The following is a 23,385-nucleotide window of genomic DNA, read 5'->3' as shown; positions in this document are numbered from 1 at the left end:
GTGGACCCGCGGTGGAAGCCTGCGGGGAAGGCTGTGGTTGAAGTCGGAAAGGACTACTTCTTGGTCTGGAAGTCGCGCTTTTCCTTGATCTTCGCAGCCTTGCCGCGCAGATCGCGCATGTAGTACAGCTTCGCGCGGCGCACGTCACCCTTGGAGACGAGCTCGATCTTCTCGATGATCGGGGAGTGCACCGGGAAGGTACGCTCCACGCCAACACCGAAGGAGACCTTGCGGATGGTGAAGGTTTCGCGCAGGCCATCGCCGTGGCGGCCCAGGACGAAGCCCTGGAAGACCTGGACGCGGGAGTTCTTGCCTTCGATGATGTTCACGTGCACCTTGAGGGTGTCACCCGCGCGGAAGACGGGAACATCGGTGCGCAGCGAGGCTGCGTCTACAGAATCGAGGATATGCATTGATTCACTCCTGGTGAACGCCACAGGTCCTTCACGTGGGGTCACGGCGGCCAAGCCCGGGTGCAATTGCGGCCCGGAAATTCCCGCCGAAAATTTTTGTCAATCCGGCTCCGTCAGGAGTTGGCGGCGCCGGGGTGCCGCACTGTTGGTGACGCTCCCCCTGTGGCAGGTTCGCACCCAGCAGGCACAAGGACTAATTTTGCCACATCCGGGGCCGTCCAGCCAATCCGGTCAGGCGGAATCCCCGCCGGAGTCCGCGCGGCGCGTGAGACGGCCGTCGACGATGTCGTAGCCGAGGTCCGCGAAGGCGGTGCGGTCCGCGCGGGGAAGCCTGGCGGCGTCGAACTGCTCCAGCAGGTCCGGGCGGCGGTCAGCGGTGCGTCGGTACTGCTCGTGCCGGCGCCACTGGGCGATCTTGCCGTGGTTGCCGCTCAGCAGTACCGCGGGGACCTCGCGGTCCCGCCAGCTGGAGGGCTTGGTGTAGACGGGGTACTCCAGCAGGCCGTCCGAGTGAGACTCCTCCACGAGCGACTCGGGGTTGCCGACGACGCCGGGCAGCAGGCGCCCGATGGCCTCGACCATCGCCAGCACCGCCACTTCGCCGCCGTTGAGGACGTAGTCGCCCAGGCTCATGGGGCGCACCGTAAAGTGCCCGGCCGCCCATTCCATCACGCGCTCATCGATGCCCTCGTAGCGGCCGCAGGCAAACACCAGCCGCTCTTCCCCGGCGAGTTCCTGGGCGGCGGCCTGGGTGAACCGCTCACCCGCCGGTGACGGCACAATCAGGACCGGCTTGGCCGCGCCGCTGGGGCGGTCCGCCGCGACGGCAGCCAGGGCCCGGGCCCACGGCTCGGGTTTCATGACCATGCCGGCGCCGCCGCCATAAGGAGTGTCATCGACGGTCCGGTGACGGTCCGTGGTGAAGTCCCGGAGATCGTGGACGTTGAGCTCCAGCAGCCCGTCCTGGCGCGCCTTGCCAATCAGCGACAGTTCCAGCGGCGCCAGGTACCCGGGGAAGATACTGACGACGTCGACCCTCATCTAGGCCTTGTCCCCGGCGTCGGCGCGGCCTTCGGACGTGGCCTCATCCTCGACGTTGACCTCGAAGAGTCCAGGCGGCGGGGTGACCAGGATGTAGCCTTCCCCGACGTTGACCTCGGGGACGATCTGCTCGACGAAGGGGATCAGGACTTCCTTGCCGTCCGTGGCGGTGACGACGAGCAGGTCCTGGACCGGGAGGGTGCGGAGACCGGAAACCTTGCCGACCACCTGGTCACCGACGCGGACCTCCAGGCCCTCGAGCTCGTGCTCGTACCAGCCCTCGTCGTCGTCATCGGCGTCGAGTTCCTCGGTTTCGATGAACAGCTTGGCTCCGCGGACGGTCTCCGCCTCGTTGCGGGTCTCGATCTCCTCGAAGGCGAGCAGCAGGATGTCCTTGTTCCAGCGGGCGCTGAGGATGGTGAGCGGGCCCGCCGAGGCAGGCTCCACCACGAACTGGGTTCCCGGGATAAAGCGGTCGCCGGGCGCATCGGTGAGCACCTGGACGGTCACTTCGCCGCGGATGCCGTGGGGCTTGCCGATTCGTGCCACCTGAAGCTGCATCTGTTCCTCTGTTCGGGGTTGGTGTTTGGTGGGGCTGCGGGAGAAAGCAGTCCGGCCCCTCCACCATTATCTGGTGAAGGGGCCGGACTCAAAACAAGTTTTGCTGGAAGCGTTACCGGCGGCGGTCGGTGTCGACTACGTCGACCCTGACCGGCTCGCCGTCCGCCAGCGCTGCCACCACAGTGCGCAAAGCACGTGCGGTGCGGCCCTGACGTCCGATCACCCGTCCGAGGTCGTCCTGATGAACGCGCACTTCGAGGGTGTCCCCGCGGCGGTTGTTCTTCGCACTGACCTTGACATCGTCAGGACTGTCAACGATCCCGCGGACGAGGTGTTCGAGCGCTTCTGCCAGCAAGTTACTCAGCCTCGGTGGTCTCTGCTGCGGCGTCGGCGGGAGCCTCGGCTGCATCGTCCTTCTTGGCCTTCTTGGTGATGGCTTCCGGGATGATCACGGAACCCTTTTCCGGGGTAACAAAGGCAGCCTTGGGAGCCTTGGTCTTCAAGGTGCCCTCCTGGCCCGGGAGACCCTTGAACTTCTGCCAGTCACCGGTGATCTTGAGGATCGCGGCAACCTGCTCGGACGGCTGGGCGCCGACGCCGAGCCAGTACTGGGCACGGTCCGCGTCGACCTCGATGTACGAGGGCTCTTCGGTCGGGTGGTACTTGCCGATCTCTTCGATGGCACGGCCGTCACGCTTGGAGCGTGCGTCCATGACGACGATGCGGTAGTACGGTGCGCGCATCTTGCCAAAGCGCTTAAGGCGAATCTTTACGGCCACTTTTGTGGTCACTCCTGTTTCTGAAACGGGGTCGAGCCCGGCGTTCTGCACCCGTGGGGCGGGCCGTACTAGGGGGTTCTAAAAGGACAGGATCCGGACGCGGAGAGAGGGGCCACGCAGATCGAGTACCTGTTTATTGTGCCAGATCAGCGGCAGGAATTCGACTTGACACCCTCAACCGGTCGATTTGGAGGCTGATGCGGGTCAGGAAGTCCAGACGTAGAGGCCGGATTTGCTGGCCGGGTCGACCCCGGCGGCCAGTTCGGCGAGCTGCCGGACGTAGCTGGCGGCCTGCTCTGCACCAAAGGGCATGTCCTCTTCGGCGGCCCAGCTTTCGGCGACGTCGTCCAGGACGTTGCCCTCGCCCTCGGTCTCATAGCTGAGCAGCTCGGCCAGGGCACGGACCATCGCCGGGGGCACGCCGAGCAGGGAGTCGCTGGCGACATCCACCATGGCGAGCTCGTAGTCGGCGCCGGAGGCGTGGACGGCAGTGCCGGCCAGGTCGCCGAGGCGCTCGACTTCGAAGTCGGTGATGTCCGCCATCCGGACGGCCCCGGAGGCCGCGGCGGCCCCGCTGCCGAGGGCGGCAGCACGTTTGAGGGCTTCATCGTGGGTGGAAACAAAGACTTCGGTGAATCCCATGGAGCTCGTCCTTAGCTGTCCGGCGGCGCGGGGCCGCTGTTTCTTGGCGTCGCTTCAGCCTAGCCGCTTGCGCCCGGCCACGTCCCGACCGGACATGCCCTCCCCTGACCGCCACCAATGGACATATAGCCGCTATGTCCATGGCTGGCCTCGACCGGTGGACATGCCCCACCGTGTTTTCGGCGAAGGGTGGGCATGCCCCACCGTGTTTTCGGCGAAGGGTGGGCATGCCCCACCGTGCTTTCGGCGAAGGGTGGACATGCCCCACCGTGCTGTCGGCGAACGGCGGAGATGTACTCTTCAAACCCCGTCGCGCCCTGCCTGGCTCGTCCCTGCCGGGTGGACATGGCCTCCACTGACCTGCGCCAATGGGCATATGGGCACTATGTCCATTCGCTGCCGCCGGCGCGGGACGTGTCCGCGCGGGGCTGGTGGCTGCGGCAGTGGGTGACGGGGACGGCGGGAACTCAGCGAACGGCGACGCGGATGCGGTTGCGCCACGGGTCCTCGAAGCGCAGTTCGGCGCCGGTGTGGTGGGACTGGACCCCGGCGGTCCTGAGCCGGTCGGCGAGGGCTCCGACGTCGTCTCCCGCCGGCACTTCAATCAGCACCTCACCGAGGCCCAGGGTGTCGCGGCGGGGGCCGGCACCGCGGCTGTTCCAGACGTTCATGGCCATGTGGTGGTGGTAGCCGCCGGCCGAGACGAAGAGCGCCTGTCCGTGCCAGCCCGCCGTCTTTTCGAACCCGAGCGTTCCGACGTAGAAGTCCTGCGCGGACTGGACGTCGCCGACCTGCAGGTGGACATGCCCGACGCCGGCCTCGGCCTCGCGCTGGCCGGTCACGGATTCCTCGGTGAGGTGCTGCTCGAGGTAGCGCTGCGGCGGCAGGGCCAGGCTGTCCATCACCACATTCTTGCCGTCCCAGGACCAGGCGTCGCGGGGACGGTCCCAGTAGAGCTCGACGCCGTTGCCCTCCGGATCGGTGAAGTAGAAGGCTTCGCTGACCAGGTGGTCCGCGCTGCCGCTGAAGGACTGCGGCTCGTACTGCGCCGCGCTGGCGACGGTGGCGGCGAGGGAGGTCTGGTCCCCGAACAGCAGGGCCGTGTGGAAGAGTCCGGCCTCGCCGCGGGATGGGACGCTCAGCCCGGGCGCCGGCGCGAGGTGGACCAGCGGCTTCTGCCGGCGGCCGAGGTAGAGTCCGCCGTCCTGCTCGGCCACGACATCAAGGCCCAGGGCGCGCTGGTAATAGTCCGTCATGAGCTTCATGTCGCCGACCTTGAGCATCACGGTGCCCATGGTGAGTTCGGCGGGAAGAAGATCCCGGGTGCTGGTTTCTGCAGTCATGTGATCGCTCCGGTGCTTCGGTGGCCACCGACCGTCGATGACCCTCATAGAGTCAAATTACTTGAAGCTTCAATTTATTCCTAATGGGCGGGCTGGTTCTGGCGGACCAGTTCTCCGCGCAGGACGATGTGCCGGAGGTCCTGCAGGGTGGCCAGGTGGCGGCGCGGGTCCCCGGCGCAGACCAGTACGTCGGCGCTGGCGCCGTCGGTGATCCCGTCCGCCCCGAGCCAGGTCCGGGCGGCCCAGGCGCCGGAGTCGAGTGCCGCTGCGGCCGGGAGTCCGGCGGCGTGCAGCGCCTGGAGCTCATCGACGATGCGCCCGTGCTGGATCACGCTGCCGGCGTCCGTCCCGGCGTAGATCGAGACGCCGGCCTCGAAGGCTGCCAGCACACGTTCTGCCCGGCGCTCCCAGAGGGACCGCATGTGCGCCGCGTACCGGGGGAACTTGGCCGCAGCCTGCGCCGCGATGTCCGGGAACGTGGCGATGTTGATGAGTGTGGGGACGATCGGAACGCCCTGTTCAACGAAACGCGGCAGGTGCCGCGGGAGCAGGCCGGTGGCGTGCTCGATGCAGTCGATCCCGGCGTCGAGCATGTCATCCAGCGTGTCCTCCGCGAAGCAGTGTGCCGTGACGCGGGCGCCTTCGTCGTGGGCGGCGGCGACGGCGTCTTTCAGCGTCCCGGCCGGGAAGCTGGCCGCGAGGTCGCCGGCGTCGCGGTCGATCCAGTCCCCGACGAGCTTGACCCAGCCGTCCCCGGCCCGGGCCTGCTTGCGCACGGCCTCGACCAGGCCATCGGGTTCCACCTCGACGGCGAAGCCCCGGAGGTACCGCCGCGTCCTCGCGATGTGCCGGCCCGCGCGGATGATGCGGGGCATGTCGGCGCGCTGGGCGAGCCAGCGGGTGTCGTGGACGGCGCCGGCGTCGCGGACGAGGAGGGTGCCGGCGTCGCGGTCGGTCATTGCCTGCTGTTCCGCCAGCTGCTCCGGGACATCCCCGCCGGGGCCGAGGCCGATGTGGCAGTGCGCGTCGACCAGCCCGGGCATAACCCAGCCGTCCAGCACGAGGTCCGGGGCGGCGGCCGGGCGGTCGAAGCTCAGCAGGCCGTCAACCGACCAGAGCCCGCGCCGTTCCGAGTCGGGGCCGGTGAGGATGGGGCCGCTGAACTCGATGGTGCTGGTCATGGCTTCAAGCCTAAACCGCGGACCGGGTGCCGGACAGCCGGGTGCCGGACAGCCGGGCGCTACGGCCCGGTGCTAAGGGAGGCTGCTAGGACGCCTCGGAGTGCTGCTGCCGGCCGACGTCGGCGATGAACGCGCGGATGACCCGGTTTCCTTCCGCCGAATCCTGGGGCCGGTGCCCTCCCGGCGCGGTGCGGTGAACGGCGCCGGTCTCCCGCAGGTAGCCCGCGATCTCTTCATAGAGCGGTTCCCAGCCGCCGGTCAGGACCAGGGTGGGGACGCCGGGGACGATCTGCAGCGGGGCTTCCCAGGGCGGAGCCTGCAGGCGCACGCGGCGCGCCTCCCGCTGGTCTTCCGGGCTGGGGGCGCCGAGGGTCGCCTGGGCCGGTGTGTGGGCTGCGAACACCCGGCGGACAAATTCGCGGTGGAAATCCTCATCGCCCAGGTGGTGGCGGACCTCGAAGAGTGGCTGCATCAGGGCGCGGTGCGCCGCCGTCGCCGGGAGCTCCGCGGTGAGCGAAAGGCAGGCCGGCTCCACCAGGGTCAGCGACTGCACCAGGTCCGGGCGTTCGACGGCGGCCATCATCGCGGCGATGGCTCCCTGCGAGTGGGCGACGACGTGGCCGCCGGCCCTGCCGCGGCCGTCGTCGGCCAGCGCACGAAGGACGATGGCGGCGTCGGCGGCGAAGTCCGTTTCCAGCGGCTCGGCGGTGGGGTCATACCCATGGCGGCGCAGGAACAGCGCGTCGTAGTCCAGCGCCATTCCGTGCTGTTTCGGCCACGCGGCAGCACCGAAGCTGCCCGCGCCGTGGACGAAGACTACGCGCGGCTTGTACATGGTCCCACCTTATGGCACCGGCCTGGCAACGGGCTGGCGACATCTCGGCCGGCAGGCCCTATTTGCCGCCGCCAAGGAACTTGTCGAAGCCCTTGGGCAGGTTCAGCTGGGAGGGATCGAAGTCGCCGCCCTGCTGGCCGAACGAGGCACCGGTCGGGAGGGCCTTGGCGCCTTCGGCCCGGCGGGCCTGGGCCTCCTTGAGTTCCTGCGCGGCCTTGGCCGGGTTGCCGGAGCGGGCCTTCTTCTTGGGTGCGCTTTTGGCGCCCTTGCGGGCCCCGCCGCCGCCCATGCCGGGCATCCCCGGCATCCCGGGCATGCCGCCGCCGGCAGCCATCTTCTTCATCATCTTCTGGGCCTGGGCAAAACGTTCCAGCAGGCCGTTGACCTCAGAGACATGAACACCGGAACCGCGGGCAATCCGGGCCCGGCGGGAACCGTTGATGATTTTCGGGGCGACGCGTTCATGCGGCGTCATGGACCGCACGATCGCCTCAACGCGGTCGATCTCACGCTCGTCGAACTGCTCAAGCTGCTGCCGGATGTTCTGCGCCCCGGGCATCATCATGAGCATCTTCTTCATGGATCCCATGTTGCGGATCTGCTGCATCTGGGCGAGGAAGTCCTCCAGCGTGAAGTCTTCCTGGTCGGCGAACTTCTGCGCCATCCGGGCAGCTTCGTCCTTGTCCCAGGATTTCTCCGCCTGCTCGATCAGGGTGAGCACGTCACCGAGGTCGAGGATGCGCGAGGCCATCCGGTCCGGGTGGAAGAGCTCGAAGTCGTCCAGGCCCTCGCCGGTGGACGCGAACATCACCGGCTTGCCGGTGACCGAGGAGACGGAGAGCGCGGCGCCGCCGCGGGCGTCGCCGTCGAGCTTGGAGAGCACGATGCCGGTGAAGTTCACGCCCTCGTCGAAGGCCATGGCCGTGTTGACGGCGTCCTGGCCGATCATCGCGTCCACCACGAACAGCACTTCGTTCGGAACGATGGCCCGGCGGATCTGGCGCGCCTGTTCCATCATCTCGGCATCCACGCCGGTCCGGCCCGCGGTGTCAACGATCACGACGTCGTGCAGGGTGCGGCGGGCTTCCTCGACACCGGCACGGGCGACCGAGACCGGGTCGCCGGCCGGGTGGTCAAGTTCGGTGGAGGTGGCTCCCGGGTGCGGGGCGAAGACGGGCACGCCGGCGCGCTTGCCGACCACCTGGAGCTGGGTCACGGCGTTGGGACGCTGCAGGTCGCAGGCCACCAGGAGGGGGCTGTGGCCCTGTGCCTTGAGGTACTTGGACAGCTTGCCGGCCAGGGTGGTCTTGCCGGCACCCTGGAGGCCGGCGAGCATGATGATGGTGGGCCCGGTCTTCGCGAGGCGGATCCGCCGGGTCTCGCCACCGAGGATCTCGACGAGCTCCTCGTTGACGATCTTCACGATCTGCTGGCCGGGGTTCAGGGCGGCCGATACCTCGACGCCGAGGGCACGTTCGCGCACACGGCCGGTGAATTCGCGGACCACGGGCACGGCAACGTCGGCGTCCAGGAGGGCGCGCCGGATTTCGCGGACCGTGGCGTCAACGTCCGCCTCGGTCAGGCGGCCCTTGCCACGAAGATTCTTGAAGGTTGCTGTCAACCGGTCAGAGAGTGAATTGAACACGCGCCGTGCACTTCTTTCAGTGGATCTACAGATGGCGGCCGGTCCGGCACGCCAGCGTCGCGACTGATGTTCGCCGGAACGAACTGCCTCGACAACGGGACTCGACTATCTAGGGTACCAAGACGCGCCTCCAAGATGGCATGCTGACTTAGGTGACCAGCCAAACGACCGTAAAAACCCTGCTCATCCTCGGCGCCTCGGGCGACCTCACCGGCAGGCTCCTGCTGCCTGGCCTGGCCCGGCTCGTGTCCCGGGGGCGCGCCGACGGCCTGACCCTGGTGGGTGCCGGCTCGGATGCCTGGACTCCCGGGCAGTGGCTGGGGCGCATCGAGGAGTCCTTCGCCGATGCCAACTCCCAGGCCGAGGCTTACGGCCGGCGGGAGCTGAAACGGATCCGCGACACCTCCGGCTACCACCAGCTCGACGTCACGGCCGACGGGCAGCTGGCGGGCCTGCTGGCCCGGCTGGAGGGGCCGGTGGCCATCTATTTCGCGCTTCCGCCGCGCGTCAGCCAGCTGGCCTGCGAGGCGCTGGCCCCTGGGCAGGTGCCGGCCGGGACGCGGCTGGTCATGGAGAAGCCGTTCGGTTCCGGCGAGGAGTCCGCCCGGCACCTGAATGAAACCCTGTCGGCCCTGGTCCCGGAGGACCATATCCACCGGGTGGACCATTTCCTGGGCAAGGCGACGGTGCTGAACATTTTAGGGCTGCGCTTCGCCAACACCTTCCTGGAGCCGGTGTGGAACCGCGAGCACATCGCGAAGGTCGAGATTGTCTTTGACGAGGACCTCGCACTGGAGGGGCGCGCCCGTTACTACGACGGCGCCGGGGCCCTCCGCGACATGATCCAGAGCCACCTGTTGCAGATCATGGCCCTGATGGCGCTTGAACCGCCCGCTTCGGTGGACGAGCGGGACCTCCGCGACGCCGTGGCCACGGTGCTGCGGGCCAGCAGCATCAAGGCACCCTACGCCAGGAGCAGCCGCCGCGCCCGGTACACGGCGGGATCGCTCGACGGCCGGAAGGTCCCGGACTATGCCAGCGAAGACGGCGTCGACCCGGCCCGGGGCACCGAGACGCTCGCCGAGGTGGAAGTGCAGATCGACAACTGGCGCTGGCAGGGCGTCCCCTTCATCCTGCGCTCCGGCAAGGCCCTGGGCGTCAAGCGCAAGGAGGCCGTGGTGACCTTCCGACCGGTGCCGCACCTGCCCAAGGGCTTCACCGGGGTGGACTCCCCCAACCAGCTGCGGATCGGCTTCGGTCCGGACACCCTGCAGTTCGACGTCGATGTGAACGGCCCCGGCGATGTCCTCAGCCTGGACCGTGCCACGCTCGAGGCCGAGCTCAGCGCGTCCGAGTTGCTGCCGTACGGGGAGGTTCTGGAGGGTGTCCTGACCGGCGATCCCCTGCTCTCCGTCCGCGCCGACACCGCGGAGGACTGCTGGCGGATCCTGGAGCCCGTCCTCAAGGCCTGGGCCCGGGACAGCGCACCGCTGGAGGAGTACGCTGCCGGAAGCGCCGGGCCGGAAACCTGGCAGGCCTGAGCGCCGCCGTCGGCTGAGCCGGTCAGACGCACAAAAGCGGGCCGGGAACCATGTCAGGTACCCGGCCCGCTTTGTTGTTCATTGAAACTGTCGGCTAGATGGCGGCCGAACCGCGTTCTCCGGTGCGGACCCGCACTGCTTCGAACACATCCATCGTCCAGACCTTGCCGTCACCGGCCCGGCCGGTGTTCGAGCTGGCGATGATGACATCGAGGATGTCGTCCGCCTGTTCGTCGGTGGCCAGGACCTCTACCCGGATCTTGGGCAGCAGGTCCACGTTGTACTCGGCGCCGCGGTACACCTCGGTGTAGCCGCGCTGCCGGCCGTAGCCGCTGGCCGCGCTGACGGTGAGGCCCTGTACTCCGTAGGCTTCAAGGCCCTCGCGGATGGTATCGAGCTTTTCGGGCCGGACGATTGCTGTGATCAGTTTCATGCCTCCACACTTTCCTTACCTGCTGCTGCGGTCTTCTTGCCGTTGGACGTCGCGTCCACGGTCCCGGCGGCCGGGGCTGCCCCGGTTTCGCCCCGGGCCTTGCCGGTGATGAGTTCGTGCAGCGGGGTGAAGCTTCCACCGTGGCCGCCGACGCCGAATTCGTAGGCGGTTTCGGCGTGCAGGCTGAGGTCCACGCCCACGACTTCCTGCTCCTGGGAAACCCGGAATCCCATGGTCTTGTGGATGGCGAAGGCGATGAGTGCGGTCATCACCGCCGAGTAGGCGATGGCGATACCGGCCGCCGCGAGCTGGGCCCACAGCTGGGTGAGTCCGCCGCCGTAGAACAGTCCGCCGCCAACACCATCGGCCGGGAGGGCGATGAAGCCCAGCGCCACGGTGCCGATGATGCCCGAGACGAGGTGGACACCGACGACGTCGAGCGAGTCGTCAAAGCCCCAACGGAACTTCAGGCCGACGGCCAGGGCGGAAGCCGCACCGGCGATCAGGCCGAGGCCCAGGGCGCCGATCGGGCTCACGTTGGCGCAGGCCGGGGTGATGGCGACCAGGCCGGCCACCACACCGGAGGCTGCACCGAGCGAGGTCGGGTGACCGTCGCGGATACGCTCCGTGATGAGCCAGCCGAGCATTGCCGCGGCCGGGGCTGCCAGGGTGTTGACCCAGATCAGGCCGCCCTGTTCTGCCGTTGTCGCTGCGCCGCCGTTGAAGCCGAACCAGCCGAACCACAGGATCGCGGCACCGAGCATGACGAACGGGATGTTGTGCGGGCGGTGGTTGGGGTCCTTGCCGAAGCCCTTGCGGTTGCCGATGATCAGCACAAGGATCAGCGCGGCAACACCGGCGTTGATGTGGACGACCGTTCCGCCGGCGAAGTCAATGGCCGGGCCGAGGGCCTGGCCGATGGCGCCTTCGGGGCCGAACAGCCCGCCGCCCCAGACCATGTAGGCCAGCGGGCAGTACACCAGGGTGACCCAGACCGGGACGAACACGGTCCAGGCGCCGAACTTGGCGCGGTCAGCGATCGCGCCGCTGATCAGGGCGACGGTGATGATGGCGAAGGTGGCGGCGTAGCCGACCTTGATGAGTCCGTCAGGGGTGTCGATGCCCTCCAGCCCGAAGGTGGCGAACGGGTTTCCGACCATCTGCATGAAGCCCTCGCCGGAGCTCATCGAAGCGCCCCAGAGCACCCAGACCACACCGACCATGCCGATGGAGATGAAACTCATCATCATCATGTTCAGTGCGGCCTTGGCGCGCGTCATGCCGCCGTAGAAAAATGCGAGTCCTGGTGTCATGAACAGCACGAGCGCTGCTGCCACCATCAGCCATACGTGACCTGCGGTAAGTTCCATGGTGCACGTCCTCCCTTGCTTGGATGCGATTTAAGAGTTGCTGCGGAGTTCTCCGCGTGCCTCAACGCGGTTTGCGTTCTAAGAAGAGTTTGTCGGCGGCGTGTTTCGCCGGCGGAGGATTTAGATTGCCGGGTTGTTACAAGAACCTCCCGGAAGTAAATGGTGCAAATCCTTCTTGTTACGGTTATGTTTCACGCGTTCCAACATCCGCCCTGCCCCGCCCGTATCACCAGGAAGCCACTGCCATGAGTAAGACCCCCCGCCCCGCGGGATCCCCGCCGCAGGCCGGTACCCGGACCCGCGGCAAGGCGGTGCTGCCCCGGGACATCAAGGTGATGTTGGTGGCTGCCTTCCTCATCGCCCTCGGCTTCGGTCTCGTGGCGCCGGTCCTCCCCCAGTTCGCCACCACTTTCGACGTCGGCGCGACGGCGGCTGCCGTGATCGTGAGCATCTTCGCGTTCATGCGGCTCGTGTTCGCTCCCGCGGGAGGCGCGCTGATTGTGCGGCTCGGGGAACGGCCGGTCTACGTGGCCGGGCTGTTGATTGTTGCGGCGTCGACGGCGGCGTGTGCCTTCGCCCAGGACTACTGGCAGCTGCTGGTCTTCCGCGGCCTCGGCGGGGCCGGCTCGGTGATGTTCACGGTGGCGTCGATGGCCCTGGTGGTCCGGCTGGCCCCCCCGGAGAGCCGCGGACGGGTCTCCGGGGCCTATGCCTCGGCGTTCCTCATCGGCAATGTGTGCGGTCCGGTCGTGGGCGGGCTGCTGGCCGGCTTCGGCCTGCGGGTGCCGTTCCTCGTCTACGCGGCCGCCCTGGTCCTGGCGGCGCTCGTGGTGCAGACCCAGCTCAGCCACGTGCCGGCGGCCTCCCGCCCGGACGGGAGCACGGCGCCGGCGATGGAGCTGCGCGAGGCACTGCGGGACAGCGCATACCGGGCGGGGCTGTTCTCCAGCTTCGCCAACGGCTGGGCGACCTTCGGGGTGCGGATGGCCACGGTGCCGCTCTTCGCCGTCGCCGCCCTGAACGCCGGGCCCGAATCGGCGGGTTGGGCCCTGGCCATGTTCGCCGCGGCCAACGCGGTGGCGCTGACGTTCTCCGGCAAACTCGCGGACAGCCTGGGCCGGAAACCCATGATGGTCTCCGGACTGCTGGTCACCGGAACCGCAACGGCAGCCATCGGCTTCACGCACGAGCTGCTCTGGTTCCTGGTGGCGACCGCTGTTGCCGGCATCGGTTCGGGGCTGCTCGGTCCCGCGCAGCAGGCAGCCATGGCCGACGTGATTGGCAACGAGCGCTCCGGCGGGCGCGTCCTGGCCATCTTCCAGATGACCGCCGACAGCGGGGCGATCATCGGACCGGTCCTTGCCGGGCTTCTCGCAGACCGGCTGGGCTATGGCTGGGCGTTCGGCGTCACCGGCGGCGTCCTGGTAGCGGCCGCCGCGGGCTGGCTGCTGGCCCGGGAGACATTCCGCCGGCCGGCGACCCGCGGCGCCTGAGGACGCCCCGGTCAATCCGTGCCAAGGATCTCGCTAGGCTGGAGGAGATGCCGCCCAAGAGCTGGAGAGAGTAGATTATGCCACCCGAAGATCAATTGCCCGAACACGCCCGCGACGGCCGCAGTCCAGGGGGCGTGGCGGGGACGAAGAGCAGGAAGCTCCGTCCGCTCGTCGTGGTCTCGTCAGTCGCGATCGTCGTCGTGATCGCGTTGCTGGTGTTTTTCCTGCAGCCGAATACCGCCAGCGACGCGCCCGCGGCGTCCGCAACGGCGGCCAGCTCCGAACCCTCCTCGGCAGCGGCGTTGCCGCCGGCTCCGGCGGTCACGTACTACGAACAGCAGGGCCCGCCGGCGGGTTCCCCCCTCGAGGCAGTCGTTCCCCTCCAGGTCAACGTTTCGGCCGAGAAAACCGGAACCTCCCTGCCCGACGGGATCGTCGGTTTGTCCCTCGAATCAACAGACCTGGCGGACGCCAGCCTCCGGGGTGACAACCCCGAGATCGTTTCGGTCCTCAAGGGACTCGGCAAGCCGCTGCTCCGCTTCGGCGGCAGCTCGGTTGACCGCAGGATGTTCTGGACCTCGACTGGCGAGCCCGTGCCGGCTGGCTACAAGGGTGACAAGCCCCGCCCGGTCAAAGTCGTCTCTCCCGCTGATTTGGAGCGGATCAATGGCCTCCTGACGGCCGCCGATGCCACGATCAGCCTCACGGTGGACCTCGGCCACTACAACACCGCCAGGGCCGCCGACCTGGCCCAGCATGCGACGCGGATTTTCGGCGCACGGCTGGTTAGCATCACCGTGGGCAATGAACCGAACGGTTTCCCCACGAGCTCGGTCCGGGCCAAGTCCTGGAATCTCGAGAATTTCCTGGAGGAACTGAAGGACTATGCCGGCGCGATCCACGCCGTCGCCCCGGAGCTCCCGCTCCTGGGCCCTGGAGCCTACACGGAGTCCTGGTGGGAGCCATTCGCCACGGCGAAGCTTCCCCAGCCAAAGATTCTTTCGCTTCACCACTACCCGCTCTCAAGCTGCGACCTCAAAGATCCGCAGAGTTCCCCCACGATGGCGAACCTGATGAGTGCCCGCATGCATGACCGCACCATCGAGTACCAGCAGGCCGCGCTGAGCGTTGGCAGGAAGGCCGGACTCGACGTCTGGATTCCCGAGACCGGAGTCAGTGCCTGTGACGGCGCCAATCCCACCACCACCACCCACGCATCGGCTCTGTGGAGCACCGACTATGTCCTCAGCGCCGCCCAGCAGGGCATCCAGCGGCTGGGGTTCCACAGCTCGCTGATCACCTGCAAGGGAGGCCCGCCCATGTCTCCAATCTGCTCTGGCGGCGCCTATCTGAAGCCCGACGGCACGCTCTTCGAGGAGGCCCCCTATTTCGGCCTCTCCCTGGCCGCAGGCCTCAGCAGCGGCAGCTTCCTCAAACTGGACCAGAGCGGCGGCGGCCTGGTTTACGCCTACGCCCTGCAGCAGCCTGACGGAAGCACCAGCGTCGTGATTGTCAACGAAAATGACCCGGAAAAGAGCGCCCAGACCGAGGTCAGCCTCAATCTGCCCGGCCGGCCCCTGACCGGGACCATGACCCAGATGACCGGACCCGGCTACTCGGCCCAGGACGGCACGCTCATCGATGGCGCCAAGGCCCCGGCCCGCCCCGTCGCTGAGCGCCCCACCGTCCCGGGCTTCGCCTACGGGTCCGAAACCCAGAAATTCCAGCTCACGGCCGGCACGGCCACCGTCCTGAATTTCACCTACTAAACACCACATACGGCTGGCTCCCAGTTGTTGTTTCCGGACGTCCGGGGGACAACAACTGGGAGCCAGCCGTGTCTAACAGTTGTTTCGGAAAGCTAGTTCAGGATGGCGTCCACGAAGGTCTCGGCGTCGAACGGGGCGAGGTCGTCCGCGCCTTCGCCGAGGCCGATCAGCTTGACCGGGACGCCGAGCGACTTCTGGATGGCCACCACGATGCCGCCCTTGGCGGTGCCGTCCAGCTTGGTCAGGACGATGCCGGTGATGTTCACGACCTCGGCGAAGACCCGGGCCTGGTTCAGGCCGTTCTGTCCCGTCGTGGCGTCGAGGACCAGAAGCACCTCGTCCACCTCGGCGAGCTTCTCAATGACACGCTTGACCTTGCCGAGCTCGTCCATCAGGCCCACCTTGTTCTGCAGGCGCCCGGCAGTGTCGATCATCACGACGTCGACTTCCTGGTCGATGCCGGCCTTGACCGCTTCGTAGGCGACCGACGCCGGGTCCGCACCGTCGACGTCGGACTTCACCGTGGCGACGCCGACGCGCTGACCCCAGGTGGCCAGCTGCTCGGCGGCGGCGGCACGGAAGGTATCCGCCGCGCCCAGCAGCACGTCCTTGTCCTCGGCGACGAGCACACGGGCGAGCTTGCCCACCGTGGTGGTTTTGCCGACGCCGTTGACGCCCACCACCAGCACGACGGCGGGCTTGTCGGCGTGCCGTGCGACCCGCAGGCTGCGGTCCATCGTCGGGTCGACCAGCTTGATGAGTTCCTCGCGCAGCAGGGCTTTGACCTGCTCCGGGGAGCGGGTGCCGAGCACCTTGACGCGTTCGCGGAGCGCGTCCACGAGCTGCAGGGTCGGCTCGGTGCCGAGGTCGGCGAGCAGGAGGGTTTCCTCCACTTCGTCCCAGACGTTTTCGTCGATCTTGTCCGCGGACAGCAGCGCCAGCAGGCCCTTGCCGAGGATGTTGTTGGACCTGACGAGGCGTTCGCGCAGGCGGATCAGCCGGCCGGCCACCGGCAGCGGCGTTTCAACCGGAACGGTTTCCAGTCCGGCCACGTCATCCGGGACTTCGGCTGTTGTTTCCGGTCCTTCAAGGCCGGCCGGCTCCGGTGCCTTGCGGTCACGCGCCGGCGCCGGGCGGTCCTCGAGGAGTGTTCCCCCGCCGGCACCGGGAGCCACTGGATCGTTCTCGTCACGCTTTCCGGGGTAGTTGGTGATGTTCTTCCGGGTCTTCATCAGGACCGGAATGAGTGCACCGAGGACCACCAGGGCGGCGAGAATGGGCAGAAGAATGGGGAGGATGTCGTTCACTCCCCTAGCTTCTCACAAACGGGAAAGCCGGCGCGGGAGGCCCAAAAGGCGTACCGACGGCCCTCAGACCTGGGTGCCGAGACGCTGGCTGATGACAGTGGAGACGCCGTCGCCGCGCATGGTGACCCCGTACAGGGCGTCGGCAACTTCCATCGTGCGCTTCTGGTGGGTGATGATGATGAGCTGGCTGGATTCACGCAATTCCTCGAAGATGGTGATGAGCCGGCCCAGGTTGGTGTCGTCCAGGGCTGCTTCGACCTCATCCATCACATAGAACGGTGAGGGCCGGGCCTTGAAGATCGCGACGAGCAGGGCCACCGCGGTCAGCGAACGCTCTCCGCCCGAGAGCAGCGAGAGCCGCTTGATCTTCTTGCCGGCCGGGCGTGCCTCGACCTCGATGCCGGTGGTGAGCAGGTCCGAGGGGTCGGTGAGGACCAGCCGTCCCTCACCGCCCGGGAAGAGCCGGGCGAAGATCCGGACGAACTGCGCGGAGGTGTCCTCGAACGCTTCGGCGAAGACCTTTTGGACGCGTTCGTCGACTTCCTTGATGATGTCCAGCAGGTCCTTGCGGCTGGATTTGAGGTCTTCGAGCTGGGTGCTGAGGAACTGGTGGCGTTCCTCGAGGGCTGCGAATTCCTCCAGTGCCAGGGGGTTGACCCGGCCCAGGGCGGTGAGGTCCCGTTCGGCCCGCTTGAGCCGTTTCTCCTGCTCCTCGCGGACGAAGGCTTTGCCGGGCACGATCTCGCGGCCGTCCTCGTCCACCGGGGCTCGCAGGGCGGCCCATTTGTCCGCCGATTCCGCGGCGGGCACGGGAACAGGCTGGTCCGGGCCGAAATCTGCGACCAGCTGGCCAGCGGTCAGTCCCAGCTCCTCGATGCTTCTGAGCTCCAGGGCTTCGATCCGGAGGCGCTGCTGGGCGCGGGCCAGTTCGTCGCGGTGGACGGAGTCGGTCAGTTCGGCCAGTTCGCGGGCAAGGGCATCATTGCTGCTGCGCAGGACGGCCAGTTCGCCGTCCATTCGTTCTTTGCGTTCCTCGGCGCTGTCCCGCTCCTGCCGGGCGAGTTCTACGGAGGCGTCGAGGAAGCCGATTACCTGGGCGACGGCGGTGGAGACGGCAGCGGCGCGTTTGGCCTGGACCATGCGGCGGCGGGCGCGTTCGGCCGCGTCCTCGCGGGCGCGCCGCTCGGTGGCGGCGGCCCGTTCCAGCGACGACGCCCGGTTGCGGGTGGCCGAGAGCTGTTCCTCGGCGCTGCGCAGGCCGAGCCGGGCTTCCATTTCGGCGCTGCGGGCCAGCGATGCGGCCAGCGCGAGGGCATCCCGGTGTTCCGGGGAGGGTTCCTCCTCCGCCGGCAGTTCCTGGGCGGCGGCGAGCCGTGCCGCCACAGCCTCCAGCAATTCCTGTTCGAGCTCGATGTTGGCCTCGGCTTTGGCCAGGGACGCGGCGAGCCGCTCGCTCTCGCCGATGGCGCTGCGCAGCACGGAGTTCAGGTGTCCCAGGCGTTCGGCGACGGCCGCCAGCCGGGCGTCCGAATCGTGGAGTTTCTCCAGGGCAGCATCGGCACGGTCCTGCGCTGCGGCGCGCCGGGCCCGGGCGGCGGCGAGGGCGAAACGCTGCCGTTCCAGTCCGGCGGTCACCGCGGCCAGGCGGGCCGTGGCGTCGTCGACGGCGGCCTGCACCTCGATCAGCGAGGGCGCCTTCGCGGAGCCTCCACTGACTGTCAGCGCGGTCAGGACGTCGCCGGCCCGGGTCACGGCTGTCAGGTCAGGGCGCGCCGCCACCAGTTCGGCCGCAGCGTCGAGGCCCTCGACGACGGCGGTGCCCGCCAGCAGCCCGGACAGCGGCAGCCGGGAGGCGGTGTCCCCGGTGCCGGATGCGGTGACGAGCTGCGAGGCCCACCGGGCGCCTGCGGGGAGCTCCCCGCCGGCAGCGGGTCCGGCAGTGGTTTGGGTGGCAACTGCGGCGGCGAGCAGCAGGGCAGCCCGGCCGGCGTCGTCGTCCTTCAGCCGCTGCACGGCGGTCGCCGCAGCCCCGCTGTCCTGCACCACGATGGCGTCGGAGGAGGCGCCCAGGGCCGCCGCGACGGCGGCTTCGTAACCGGGTTCCACCGTGATCATGGAGGCGAGGGCGCCGAGCACTCCGGGGATTCCGGCGCCGAGGACATGGTCCGAGCCGTCCTTGCGGTTCAGCCCGAGCTGGAGGGCGTCGCGGCGGGCCAGGAGGGCGCCGCGTTCCCGTTCGCCGTCGCGTTCTGCCGCCGTGAGCGCGTCGATCTCGGCGACGATGCCGTCAAGGGCGGCGCTGGCGTCCTCGTAGTCGGCGTCGAGGGTCTCCTCGCCGTCCTCGACGCCGGCCACCTGGGATTCGAGGGCGGTGAACTCGCTGTGGGCCTGCCTGCGGCGTTCCTCCCCTGCTTTGAGGGATTCCCGGAGCCGGCCGAGTTCCGCCTGGGCGGATTCGACCCGGGAGCGTGCGGCACCCACCTGTCCGGCCAGTTTGGCCAGGCCTTCGCGGCGGTCCGCGGCGGCGCGGAGCAGTGTCGCGAGCCGCTTGTCTTCGGCGGCGGCAGCGTTTTCGGCGTCCTCTTTGGCGGAGGTGGCGGCCTCCAGGGCGCTGCGGCGGTCCACGATCTGGCGCTCCAGCCCGGCTTGTTCCTCCCGGACGCGGGCTGCCTGCCGGTCGAGATGCTCCGGGTCGCGGCCGGAATCGGGGACGTTCTCGGAGGCGCCGAGCAGCCGACGGCGTTCCTCGGCCAGCGAACCCAGCGAGCGCAGCCGTTCCCGTCCGGCGGAGAGCTGGTACCAGGCGTCGCGGGCGGCGTTGAGCCTGGGCGTGGCTTCGGCGCCGAGTTGCTCGAGGCGGGCCTGCCGCTGCCTGCCGAGGTCGAGTTCCTGCCCGACGACGCCGCGACGGGCCTTGAGGGCACTCTCGTCCGCAACATCCTGCGCGAGGGCCTGCTGCAGCTGGACCAGGTCGTCCGCGAGGAGGCGGGAACGCGCGTCACGGACCTCGAACTGGACGGTCTGGGCCCGGCGTGCCACTTCGGCCTGTTTGCCCAGCGGGGTGAGCTGCCGGCGGATTTCGCCGGTGAGGTCGCTGAGCCGGGCGAGGTTGGCCTGCATGGCTTCGAGTTTGCGGACCGTCTTTTCCTTGCGGCGGCGGTGTTTGAGGATGCCGGCCGCTTCCTCGATGAAACCGCGCCGGTCCTCCGGGGTGGCATGGAGGACCTTATCCAGTTGCCCCTGCCCGACGATCACGTGCATTTCGCGGCCCAGTCCGGAATCGGAGAGGAGTTCCTGGATGTCCAGGAGCCGGCAGCCGGCGCCGTTGATGGCGTACTCCGAGCCGCCGGTGCGGAACAGCGTGCGGGAAATTGTGACTTCGCTGTACTCGATCGGCAGTGCGCCGTCGCTGTTGTCAATGGTGAGTGAGACGTGGGCGCGGCCCAGCGGCGGGCGCCCGGACGTGCCGGCGAAGATCACGTCCTCCATTTTGCCGCCGCGCAGGGTCTTGGCGCCCTGTTCGCCCATCACCCAGGCCAGGGCGTCCACGACGTTGGACTTGCCCGAACCGTTGGGGCCGACCACGGCGGTGACGCCTGGTTCGAATTCGAAAGTCGTCGCCGAAGCGAAGGACTTGAATCCCCGGACGGTCAGGCTCTTGAGGTGCACGGTGGTTTCGGATCTCCTTGTGTGGCTGCTGTGCTGAATCTACCGCGTCGGCCGCACGGATTCGCGGATTTGCGGTGGTCCCCGGACTGCTTCCCGCCGGCTACCAGCGCCCGTTGCGCGGCCGGGGCTGGCAGACCGGGCACGAGTAGGACGAACGGTTCATGAACTGGTCGCGCCGCATCACGCTGGCCAGGCCGGCGGCGGCGCAGCGTGTGCATTCCCTGCCCTCGCGGCCGTAGGCGTTGAGTGAGCGGTCGAAGTAGCCGGAGGCGCCGTTGACGTTGACATAGAGCGAGTCGAAGCTGGTGCCGCCGGCCGCCAGGGCCTCGGTCATGACCTCGCGCGCGGCGTCCAGGACACGCCCGGCCTCCGCCCGCCGGAGCGTGTCGGTGGGCCGGGCGAAGTGCAGCCTAGCCTTCCAAAGTGCCTCGTCGGCGTAGATGTTGCCGATTCCCGAGACCAGGCCCTGGTCCAGCAGTGCGCGTTTGAGGCCTGTTTTGCGGGCCCGCAGCCGCCGGTAAAACTCGTCGAAGGAAAAGTACGGGTCCAGCGGATCGCGCGCGATGTGGGCGGCTTCCGCGGCGATCAGCGGCAGCGGCGTTTCCGCGAGTCCGCCGGGACCGCCGTCGGCCGTGGGGATCAGGGAAGTGAGGAAGAGCCCGCCGAAGATGCGCTGGTCCACGAAACGGAGCTGCTCCGGCATGCCGTCAGCGGGGCTGAGCTGCAGCCGCACCTTCAAATGCTTCTCGTCCGCAACCGAGGAGTCCTGCATCAGCAGCTGCCCGGACATGCCCAGGTGCGCCATCAGCGCCACACCGGGCACAGGAGTTCGAACGGCGGGCCCGCTGGGGCCGCCGCCGGGATCGGCGGCGGGAGTGTCCGCCAGCGGAAGCCAGAGGAACTTACCCCGGCGGACCACGTCCAAAACGCGGGCACCCTCGAGGTTGCCGGCGAAGTCCTCCGGGCCGAGCGCGTGCCGGCGGACGGAGCGCTGATCCACCACCTCAACAGCGGTGATGGTCCGGCCCCGGACCCAGCTCACCAGGCCGCGGCGGACCACTTCGACCTCGGGCAGTTCAGGCACGGTGCGTGCCTAGGTGCCGGTCTGGGACTGCAATTGCTGCGCTCCGGGCTCAGTGGCTCCGACAGGCGCCACTGCTTCCGGTGCGGCAGCCGACGGCGCCGAAAGCCTGCGCCAGGCGTCCGCGGCAGCTTCCTGCTCGGCTTCCTTTTTGGAGTTGCCCGAGCCGTTGCCGTAGTCCTTGCCGCCGATCCGCAGAATGGCCTCAAACATCCGGGCGTGGTCCGGCCCGGAGCCTTCCACGGCGTAGTTGATCGTCCCGAGCTGCCGGCTCGCCGCCAGCTCCTGGATGCTTGTCTTCCAGTCGGTGCCGGCGCCGAGCGCGGCCGCGTCCTTGAGCAGCGGCCCGACCAGGCGCATAACCAGCTGGCGCGCCGTCTCGATGTCATTGGACACATAGGTGGCGCCGATCAGCGCCTCCATCGTGTCCGCAAGGATGGATGCCTTGTTTTTGCCCTCGGTGAGCTTTTCGCCCTGCCCGAGGTAAATGTAGTCACCAAGACCGATGCTGCGGCCGAGGCCCGCGAGGGCCCGGGTACTGACGACGGCGGAGCGGCGCTTGGCCAGGTCCCCCTCGGGCAAAGTGGGGTTGTCACGGTACAGCGCGTCGGTTACCGAGAACCCCAGGATGGAGTCGCCCAGGAACTCGAGCCGTTCGTTGGTGGGGATGCCGCCGTTTTCGTAGGCGTAGGAACGGTGTGTGAGCGCAAGACGAAGCGTCCCGGCGTCAATAGTGACACCGAGACGCTTCAGAAGCTCTTCAGTTGAAGACATCTTATTCAGCCAGTTGGCGGATTAGACGTCTGCGACCTTGCGGCCCTTGTATTCAAGGAACAGCGCGGTGCCAGCCGAGTCGGTAACGACCTTTGCCTGGTGCGGCAGGCTGTACGTGACCTGGCCGTTCTCGACAGTCTTCACCAGGTGGGGGGCGGTTGCCTTCCACTGGGAGCGGCGGGCGCGGGTATTCGAGCGAGACATTTTCCGCTTCGGGACAGCCACGGCTAACTCATTTCTCTCTAGTCCAACACTTACAAATCAGTTTTGCCGGTCAGGCTTAGCCAAGTCAGCTAGGGCAGCCCAGCGAGGATCTACCACCTCGTGGTGATGCCCCGGCTCGTCTTCCAGGCGAACTCCACATTCGGAGCAAAGGCCCTGGCAGTCTTCCCGGCACACCGGCTGGAACGGCAGTATGGTTACAACTGCGTCCCGCAACACCGGCTCAAGATCGATCAGATCGTGCTCGATTCGACGTTGCTCTTCTTCGTCTTCTTCATCCGAGAACACAGCGTCCCCGTAGAAGAAAAGTTCTTGCACCTCGACCTCTTGGTCATACGCAAGGGGATCCAGGCACCGGCCGCATTCGCCAGTTACTTCGACGTGTGCGGTTCCTGATACCAAAATTCCTTCGTGTACGGCCTCGAGCCGCAGATCCAGCTCGACATCCGAGCCTTCCTGCACGCCAATGAGTGCCACACCGAGATCACTCGGTGCGGGTACATGTTCCGTCAGCGTCCGCATGCTTCCCGGACTGCGTCCGAGGTCCTTGACGTCGAACGCCAAGGGCGAACTAGCATCTCGTTTAATGAGAACTCCTGTTGAACATATGACCGACGTACTATCTTAGCCTGATCTTCCGGGCGGACTCAAACCGGACGGCACACCTGCGGTTCACACCGCAAGCGGCTTCGGATTCGGGCCGCGCAACCGGCAGCAGGCCGCCGAGTACCGATCAAGCTTACCCTTTGTGCGGCTGGTCCCGGACCGGCTCGCCGGAGGTCAGCCGTTTCAGCACCGAGCGGGGCACGAACTCGGACACATTGCCGCCCAGGGTGAACACTTCCTTGATCAGGGTGGAGGACAGGTGGAGGTAGTGGCTCTCGGCGGGCAGGAAGACCGTCTCCACGCCGGTGAGCTGGCGGTTCATCGTCGCCATCGGCAGTTCGTAGTCAAAGTCGGAGGAGGACCGGAGCCCCTTGACGATGGCGTCCACGCCCCGCTGGCGGCAGTACTCGGCGAGGAGCCCCTCCCCCACCGGCTCCACCACGATGCCGCGCAGGGAGGCCAGGGTTTCCCGGGCCATGTCGATGCGTTCCTCAAGCGTGAAGCGGTATTTCTTGGTGTAGTTCGTGGAGACGCCCACAATGACCTCGTCAAAGAGGCCTGCGGCCCTGGCAATGACTTCCAGGTGGCCGTTGTGGATGGGGTCAAAGGAGCCAGGGCATACGGCGCGTCTCATGCTCCGAACCTACCGCATGGCGGCCGCGGGCCGGGATAGCATGGCT

At 67.9% G+C, this 23,385-nt stretch carries 22 protein-coding genes; 3 read left to right on the top strand and 19 right to left on the bottom strand.

What is annotated here, in order from left to right; all coding sequences use genetic code 11:
• Nucleotides 1-53: 53 nt before the first annotated feature.
• The 10 genes from rplS to ffh form a co-directional block, all read right to left on the bottom strand.
• Entirely contained in the window at nucleotides 54-413 is a 360-nt protein-coding gene (gene rplS, locus ACZYZ3_RS05445; RefSeq protein ID WP_463873931.1) for a 50S ribosomal protein L19, read from the bottom strand.
• Nucleotides 414-644: 231 nt separating this feature from the next.
• Entirely contained in the window at nucleotides 645-1,454 is an 810-nt protein-coding gene (trmD, locus tag ACZYZ3_RS05440; protein ID WP_463962818.1) for a tRNA (guanosine(37)-N1)-methyltransferase TrmD, read from the bottom strand.
• Entirely contained in the window at nucleotides 1,455-2,015 is a 561-nt protein-coding gene (gene rimM, locus ACZYZ3_RS05435) for a ribosome maturation factor RimM (RefSeq protein ID WP_463962817.1), read from the bottom strand.
• Between the two features lie 112 nt (nucleotides 2,016-2,127).
• Nucleotides 2,128-2,370, bottom strand: a complete 243-nt coding sequence (locus ACZYZ3_RS05430; RefSeq protein ID WP_224046810.1) for an RNA-binding protein — start codon at nucleotides 2,368-2,370, stop codon at nucleotides 2,128-2,130.
• 1 nt (nucleotide 2,371) lies between these two features.
• Nucleotides 2,372-2,794 carry a 30S ribosomal protein S16 gene (gene rpsP / locus ACZYZ3_RS05425; protein ID WP_463962816.1) on the bottom strand — a complete coding sequence of 141 codons (423 nt, stop codon included), beginning with the start codon at nucleotides 2,792-2,794 and terminating at the stop codon, nucleotides 2,372-2,374.
• A 204-nt stretch (nucleotides 2,795-2,998) separates the two neighbouring features.
• Nucleotides 2,999-3,436: a hypothetical protein gene (locus ACZYZ3_RS05420; protein WP_463962815.1), complete on the bottom strand. Its 438-nt coding sequence runs from the start codon at nucleotides 3,434-3,436 to the stop codon at nucleotides 2,999-3,001.
• Nucleotides 3,437-3,903: 467 nt separating this feature from the next.
• Complete coding sequence (locus ACZYZ3_RS05415; protein ID WP_463962814.1) at nucleotides 3,904-4,779, bottom strand: VOC family protein; 876 nt, start codon at nucleotides 4,777-4,779, stop codon at nucleotides 3,904-3,906.
• Nucleotides 4,780-4,859: 80 nt separating this feature from the next.
• Complete coding sequence (locus tag ACZYZ3_RS05410) at nucleotides 4,860-5,960, bottom strand: amidohydrolase family protein (protein WP_463962813.1); 1,101 nt, start codon at nucleotides 5,958-5,960, stop codon at nucleotides 4,860-4,862.
• An 85-nt stretch (nucleotides 5,961-6,045) separates the two neighbouring features.
• Entirely contained in the window at nucleotides 6,046-6,795 is a 750-nt protein-coding gene (locus ACZYZ3_RS05405) for an alpha/beta fold hydrolase (RefSeq protein ID WP_463962812.1), read from the bottom strand.
• 58 nt (nucleotides 6,796-6,853) lie between these two features.
• Nucleotides 6,854-8,440, bottom strand: a complete 1,587-nt coding sequence (gene ffh, locus ACZYZ3_RS05400; protein ID WP_463962811.1) for a signal recognition particle protein — start codon at nucleotides 8,438-8,440, stop codon at nucleotides 6,854-6,856.
• A 152-nt stretch (nucleotides 8,441-8,592) separates the two neighbouring features.
• On the opposite strand from ffh, the gene ACZYZ3_RS05395 reads away from it, so the two are divergent.
• Nucleotides 8,593-9,981: a glucose-6-phosphate dehydrogenase gene (locus ACZYZ3_RS05395; protein ID WP_463962810.1), complete on the top strand. Its 1,389-nt coding sequence runs from the start codon at nucleotides 8,593-8,595 to the stop codon at nucleotides 9,979-9,981.
• A gap of 94 nt (nucleotides 9,982-10,075) precedes the next feature.
• On the opposite strand, the gene ACZYZ3_RS05390 is transcribed toward ACZYZ3_RS05395, so the two are convergent.
• On the bottom strand, nucleotides 10,076-10,414 hold the full coding sequence (locus ACZYZ3_RS05390; RefSeq protein WP_024366371.1) for a P-II family nitrogen regulator: 339 nt from the start codon (nucleotides 10,412-10,414) through the stop codon (nucleotides 10,076-10,078).
• Nucleotides 10,411-11,784: an ammonium transporter gene (locus ACZYZ3_RS05385; protein ID WP_463962809.1), complete on the bottom strand. Its 1,374-nt coding sequence runs from the start codon at nucleotides 11,782-11,784 to the stop codon at nucleotides 10,411-10,413. Before ACZYZ3_RS05385 ends, ACZYZ3_RS05390 begins: the two co-directional genes overlap by 4 nt.
• Nucleotides 11,785-12,029: 245 nt before the next feature.
• On the opposite strand from ACZYZ3_RS05385, the gene ACZYZ3_RS05380 reads away from it, so the two are divergent.
• Nucleotides 12,030-13,277: an MFS transporter gene (locus tag ACZYZ3_RS05380; RefSeq protein ID WP_463962808.1), complete on the top strand. Its 1,248-nt coding sequence runs from the start codon at nucleotides 12,030-12,032 to the stop codon at nucleotides 13,275-13,277.
• 77 nt (nucleotides 13,278-13,354) lie between these two features.
• Nucleotides 13,355-15,046 (top strand): hypothetical protein, encoded by a 1,692-nt coding sequence (locus tag ACZYZ3_RS05375; protein WP_463962807.1) that lies wholly within the window; start codon nucleotides 13,355-13,357, stop codon nucleotides 15,044-15,046.
• A 92-nt stretch (nucleotides 15,047-15,138) separates the two neighbouring features.
• Here ACZYZ3_RS05375 and ftsY read toward each other — a convergent pair whose 3' ends face one another.
• The 7 genes from ftsY to coaD form a co-directional block, all read right to left on the bottom strand.
• A complete protein-coding gene (gene ftsY / locus ACZYZ3_RS05370; protein WP_463962806.1) occupies nucleotides 15,139-16,353 on the bottom strand; it encodes a signal recognition particle-docking protein FtsY in 1,215 nt (404 codons plus the stop codon).
• A gap of 63 nt (nucleotides 16,354-16,416) precedes the next feature.
• A complete protein-coding gene (smc, locus tag ACZYZ3_RS05365; protein WP_463962805.1) occupies nucleotides 16,417-20,022 on the bottom strand; it encodes a chromosome segregation protein SMC in 3,606 nt (1,201 codons plus the stop codon).
• A gap of 100 nt (nucleotides 20,023-20,122) precedes the next feature.
• Nucleotides 20,123-21,106, bottom strand: coding sequence for a bifunctional DNA-formamidopyrimidine glycosylase/DNA-(apurinic or apyrimidinic site) lyase (mutM, locus tag ACZYZ3_RS05360; RefSeq protein WP_463962804.1), 984 nt, complete (start codon nucleotides 21,104-21,106; stop codon nucleotides 20,123-20,125).
• A 9-nt stretch (nucleotides 21,107-21,115) separates the two neighbouring features.
• Nucleotides 21,116-21,877: a ribonuclease III gene (gene rnc / locus ACZYZ3_RS05355; RefSeq protein ID WP_463962803.1), complete on the bottom strand. Its 762-nt coding sequence runs from the start codon at nucleotides 21,875-21,877 to the stop codon at nucleotides 21,116-21,118.
• A 21-nt stretch (nucleotides 21,878-21,898) separates the two neighbouring features.
• On the bottom strand, nucleotides 21,899-22,102 hold the full coding sequence (gene rpmF / locus ACZYZ3_RS05350) for a 50S ribosomal protein L32 (RefSeq protein WP_009356569.1): 204 nt from the start codon (nucleotides 22,100-22,102) through the stop codon (nucleotides 21,899-21,901).
• A 36-nt stretch (nucleotides 22,103-22,138) separates the two neighbouring features.
• Nucleotides 22,139-22,663: a YceD family protein gene (locus ACZYZ3_RS05345; RefSeq protein WP_463962802.1), complete on the bottom strand. Its 525-nt coding sequence runs from the start codon at nucleotides 22,661-22,663 to the stop codon at nucleotides 22,139-22,141.
• 175 nt (nucleotides 22,664-22,838) lie between these two features.
• A complete protein-coding gene (gene coaD, locus ACZYZ3_RS05340) occupies nucleotides 22,839-23,339 on the bottom strand; it encodes a pantetheine-phosphate adenylyltransferase (RefSeq protein ID WP_463962801.1) in 501 nt (166 codons plus the stop codon).
• Nucleotides 23,340-23,385 lie beyond the last annotated feature (46 nt).

The sequence above is a fragment of the Pseudarthrobacter linnaei genome (genome assembly GCF_055412825.1).
Note: the sequence above shows the minus strand (reverse complement) of the source record. Positions and strands in the feature narration are given on the sequence as shown.